The organism is Bacteroides coprosuis, assembly GCF_020741705.1.
GTDB classification, from domain to species: Bacteria; Bacteroidota; Bacteroidia; order Bacteroidales; family Bacteroidaceae; genus Bacteroides_E; species Bacteroides_E coprosuis.
In genome coordinates this window covers 1-4,160 of record NZ_DYYK01000068.1, presented here as the reverse complement: position 1 = coordinate 4,160, position 4,160 = coordinate 1, and the positions used below count along the sequence as shown (strand labels likewise).

Below are 4,160 nucleotides of genomic sequence, written 5' to 3'. Positions count from 1 at the left end.
TGGAGAGCGCTCCATAATCATTAGTGTATTAGTATTCTCGTAGTGTAAGAAGAGAGGTTTGGAATATACAGCATTTCAAACCTCTCTCATTTTATATCTAGACTTTATCTCTAGACTTTATCTCTTCACCCGATGCGTCATACTTTTTCCGTTTAGCTGTGAGTTCATCTATCCCTACCGCATATATAAAGGCTCTCCCTCCGCCTGCTCGTATAGCCGAATCTATCAATCGCTCTTTTGAAGGACAGTACTTCATACAGATGGCTCTGAATGCTTTAGCTCTTTCCTCTTCATCTTGTACTTTAAGAATCTTTCCCTTCACTATGGCAGACTCATATTCTGTTGTAAAAACACGGCGAGTAAGTTCGGTGGCTCTTAATTCATCATGCTCCATCACTTTAAGTTCTTCCTCAGAATAAAGTTCGGGAACTTGTACATCTCCTACAAACACCATACACATCGGTTTACCCTCAGTGAAAAGTTCTACCTTTCTTCCTCCCTGAGCCGAATGAAAGTAGATTACATCCCCTATCCGAACAGGTGATATGGGAATTGAGTAAGGACAACCTAATTCATCCACCACAGAAACCACAGCATAGGCTGCTTTATCTATTATTTGCAGACCAAATGCCGCATCCATCTGTCTATCTTTTCTACGCATATCTTCTATTTTAAAACCCTCTCTATTTCTTTCTGTAACACAAGGGCATGATTGGTTTTTGGAAATCTTGAAGCATAAAGTAAAGTGAGAGTATCAGTATTCCTAGTTTTCAAGTCTTGGATAAATGAGTGAAAACCTTCAGATTTTCTCAGCTCTTGTGCATATTGCTTAGCAAATTCGTCAAATCTCGTGGGTATATCTTTATGAAAAGTTTGACGAAGAACATCACTTGGAACTATTCCTTTAGCCCAGATATCATAAGGTAAATCTATTTTCTTTACCCCTCTAGGCCAAAATTTATCTACTAAAACTCTCAATCCATCCGATTCACTAGGTTCATCATACACTCTCTTTATCTGTATCTTCATCCTTGTAAAGTTTTGATTTAGAGTAAATATACGTTCAAAACTTCAAAATAGATAGTATTCAATCTATTAATGTACAACTGAGTTTTAAAAACTATTGATCCTAATTCCCATACGCCCAATAGTCCCTAAATCTAAAGTTTGTTTGAAAAGGAAATAAGAGATGAGTGAAATTCAATCAATATTAAGTTCCCAATATTTCTTTAATCCTATTTTATCAAGTATTTTAGAGCTCACTATCACAAACGAACACAAATTATGTCAAATAAAACACTCTTTTTCCTTTGCGTAGGGCAAATCTTCTTTTTGTATTTTATCATGATGATTGTTGCCAAATACATTGACAAGGCAGATCTTCAGTTTTTCTATCTGTCCTTTCATTCAGCTCCTAAAGCTACTTCATTTTTTTTACTAGGCTCTGCCATTATGCTACTCAATACCATTGTGTTTAATATGCGCTCTAAAAAATAAGCCAAATAAAAAGGGAGATGACAAAAGACATCTCCCTCTCCTTCAAACTTTAAACAACGATATAAAACCTTAATATACAGCTAGAATGGAGGTATGCTCCTCCTTCTTTGAACAAAACCTTTCACATTGCTGGCAAAGATCATAACCTAAAAGTGCACCTAAAATGAAATCTTGTTCTGGACTCAACTCATTTAGTGGCACCGTAACAACACGTTTGACTGCTTCCATGCAGAGAGCATGACCAAAAAATAGATTTATCTTTGTAGAACTCACTTCTTGGATAAAGTAAGAAATACCTTGCCCTTCTAAGCGCTGTTTGACAAAAGGCTCATATTCTTTGCTTAAGGTATAAAGCACCATCCTACGCACCCCCTTCTTGTATTCGTAGACATGATTTAAGAATATTCTAATTTCTGCTGGCGGCGTATATAATATGGATTGATGCATAGCACTAAGTAAAAAGATAAAATGAAATAAATTAACTACATCTGATTTTGAAGTTCTTCCACCCAAGCTTCTATGCGAGAGTCTGTTTGGTTATCTTCATTATCTTCATCGAGTGGCAAACCTACAAAAGAACCATCAACAAGGGATTGAGAGTCACTGAAATCATACCCATCAGTCGCTACTGACCCTATAAATGTGCATCCTGTTCCACCTAAACTATCGTGGAGAGTACCCATAGCACCACAAAATGAATCGGGGTACGAAAGTCCATCTCCACAACCAAACAGAGCAACTTGCTTACTCGAGAGGTCCATGTTTTTTATTTCATCGAGGGCATCATACCAGTCGTCTTGTAAATCCCCCTCACCCCATGTTGATGTACCTAAGATTAAAACATCATAGTTCTGAAATTCATCACTTGAAAATTTTGCAATATCTTTAATGTCGGTCTCTGCTACATTTAGTTTTTCTCCTATTTTTTCGGCAACACGCTGTGTGGAGCCTGTAGTAGAGCCGTAATAAATTCCTATCTTCTTCATATTTGCGATTTTTTGGTTTTCGTATACTGCAAATATAAAGAAGCAATTGACTCCATTCAATACCCAATATTAGTGATTTATAAGCACTCATCTACCTAGATAAGCTAAGTACCAATCGGAATAGGCCACAGCTTACTTTTACTTTTTAATAGAAAGATGGATAAAAAAGTGACAAGTTGAAAATACTCCTAAAACGAGGCAAAAAACATAGATTTAAAAGATCTAGGTCAAAAGGCTGTTATATCGGTGTTAAGTAATCATCATGTCGGTGTCATGTCATCATTATGACCCTGATCTTTTAAAAGTAATCATTTCACAACAAAAAAAAGGTACAGGATTTTAGAATCTACCCTATACCTTTTTGCTATTAAAACAATTATTACTGCTTCATTTTGTCAATTCTATTACTCTTTATCATTCCATTCATAAGATAATGCGCCAGAAGGGCAAAGATTGATTTGACGTATCAACTCATCGGTTGTTGCAACCCCCGTTGTTATCCAAGGTTTTGCATCGGGGTTATATACTTGTGGTAGCGTCTTTACACATTTCCCAGAATGACTACACAGGCTAGGTTGCCACACAATAGTCAACTCTCCGTTGTTGTATCTGTACTTTTTATCGCTCATTTTATGAAATTTTCTACAAGTGATCCCCATTCAGGGTTTAAAGCTATATATCTCTTTACAAATGGACATTGAGGAACTACAGTTTGTCCATTCTTCTTTATGTCTTCCAACACTAAATTGACTAATTTAGATGCTACACCTTTACCTTCTAACTCGATAGGTACAAGAGTCTTAGTAATATAAACTACACCTTTGCTTGTCTTAATGTACTCTGCATAAGCTATCTGCCCCTCCACAAGCAATTCATAGCGTTTGGAGGCTTCATTATTCGAGAAATTGTTTTCAGCCATCATTTTATCTTTTTAGTTTAAAATAATACTTCACTTGTTGTGCAACTTTCATTTCTATAATTAAATAACATTTCAAATTCGCAAAAAGATTATGAGATTCTGATTTAATACTCTCCCTAAAATACCATTTTTGACAGATTGCCTTCACAGCAACTTGTAATGAAACTGTTTTATCTATCTCCCCTAGTACTTATATCCTCTCAATCCAATTGCTATTTTATGATACTAAGATAAGAGTATATTTATTAATAATCATATATTTAAGTAATAAAACATCAATGTTTACTTTAATTTAAAAACTTAAAAGAATAGAAGATGAATCTAACTCCACCTCACGTAGAAAAAGCTAAGAAACTGATTCAAGGGATACGCTTAAAAGGCATCACAGACGATCGAATTTTAAATGCTTTACAGCACATTCCTCGTCATTATTTCGTAGAAGATAGATATAAAGAAGCTGCTTATGAAGATAAACCTCTACCCATAGGAAAAGAGCAAACGATTTCTCAACCTTTTACTGTAGCTTACCAAACGATGCTACTCGATGTACAAGAGGGCGACAAAATATTAGAGATTGGCACAGGATCGGGTTATCAGACAGCGGTGTTGTGCGAACTGGGAGCTGATGTTTTTAGTATTGAGCGGTATGAGCACTTGCACAGCAGGGCAAAATGTGTACTTCAAGAACTTAATTATACTCCTCAACTCTTCTTTGGAGATGGATATCTGGGACTACCTCAGTATGCACCTTTTGATAA

Annotated in this window: 8 protein-coding genes; 2 read left to right on the top strand and 6 right to left on the bottom strand. The window is 35.9% G+C overall.

All coding sequences use genetic code 11. The features are described from left to right. Positions 1-97: 97 nt before the first annotated feature. Both K8V80_RS03990 and K8V80_RS03985 read right to left on the bottom strand, forming a co-directional pair. Positions 98-661, bottom strand: coding sequence for a pyridoxamine 5'-phosphate oxidase family protein (locus K8V80_RS03990; protein ID WP_276775617.1), 564 nt, complete (start codon positions 659-661; stop codon positions 98-100). Positions 662-666: 5 nt separating this feature from the next. Then, on the bottom strand, positions 667-1,029 hold the full coding sequence (locus tag K8V80_RS03985) for a DUF488 domain-containing protein (protein ID WP_276775615.1): 363 nt from the start codon (positions 1,027-1,029) through the stop codon (positions 667-669). Between the two features lie 255 nt (positions 1,030-1,284). Here K8V80_RS03985 and K8V80_RS03980 point away from each other — a divergent pair, with 255 nt between their 5' ends. Further along, positions 1,285-1,497: a hypothetical protein gene (locus tag K8V80_RS03980; RefSeq protein ID WP_006744836.1), complete on the top strand. Its 213-nt coding sequence runs from the start codon at positions 1,285-1,287 to the stop codon at positions 1,495-1,497. 69 nt (positions 1,498-1,566) lie between these two features. On the opposite strand, the gene K8V80_RS03975 is transcribed toward K8V80_RS03980, so the two are convergent. The 4 genes from K8V80_RS03975 to K8V80_RS03960 all read right to left on the bottom strand — a co-directional run bounded on the left by K8V80_RS03975 (position 1,567) and on the right by K8V80_RS03960 (position 3,402). After that, positions 1,567-1,944, bottom strand: coding sequence for a DUF2023 family protein (locus K8V80_RS03975; protein WP_276775613.1), 378 nt, complete (start codon positions 1,942-1,944; stop codon positions 1,567-1,569). Between the two features lie 35 nt (positions 1,945-1,979). Further along, positions 1,980-2,483 (bottom strand): flavodoxin FldA, encoded by a 504-nt coding sequence (gene fldA, locus K8V80_RS03970; RefSeq protein WP_276775611.1) that lies wholly within the window; start codon positions 2,481-2,483, stop codon positions 1,980-1,982. A gap of 404 nt (positions 2,484-2,887) precedes the next feature. Next, entirely contained in the window at positions 2,888-3,112 is a 225-nt protein-coding gene (locus tag K8V80_RS03965) for a (4Fe-4S)-binding protein (RefSeq protein ID WP_276775609.1), read from the bottom strand. After that, positions 3,109-3,402, bottom strand: coding sequence for a GNAT family N-acetyltransferase (locus K8V80_RS03960; protein ID WP_276775607.1), 294 nt, complete (start codon positions 3,400-3,402; stop codon positions 3,109-3,111). The genes K8V80_RS03965 and K8V80_RS03960 overlap by 4 nt, the downstream gene beginning before the upstream one ends. A 315-nt stretch (positions 3,403-3,717) precedes the next feature. Here K8V80_RS03960 and K8V80_RS03955 point away from each other — a divergent pair. Next, positions 3,718-4,160: protein-L-isoaspartate O-methyltransferase family protein (locus K8V80_RS03955; protein ID WP_276775605.1), on the top strand; the 443-nt coding region annotated here is incomplete at its 3' end.

Coding starts and splice junctions, on each gene's coding strand:
- K8V80_RS03990 (WP_276775617.1), bottom strand. CDS start 661: ATGCGTAGAAAAGATAGACAGATGGATGCGGCATTTGGTCTGCAAATA.
- K8V80_RS03985 (WP_276775615.1), bottom strand. CDS start 1,029: ATGAAGATACAGATAAAGAGAGTGTATGATGAACCTAGTGAATCGGAT.
- K8V80_RS03980 (WP_006744836.1), top strand. CDS start 1,285: ATGTCAAATAAAACACTCTTTTTCCTTTGCGTAGGGCAAATCTTCTTT.
- K8V80_RS03975 (WP_276775613.1), bottom strand. CDS start 1,944: ATGCATCAATCCATATTATATACGCCGCCAGCAGAAATTAGAATATTC.
- fldA (WP_276775611.1), bottom strand. CDS start 2,483: ATGAAGAAGATAGGAATTTATTACGGCTCTACTACAGGCTCCACACAG.
- K8V80_RS03965 (WP_276775609.1), bottom strand. CDS start 3,112: ATGAGCGATAAAAAGTACAGATACAACAACGGAGAGTTGACTATTGTG.
- K8V80_RS03960 (WP_276775607.1), bottom strand. CDS start 3,402: ATGGCTGAAAACAATTTCTCGAATAATGAAGCCTCCAAACGCTATGAA.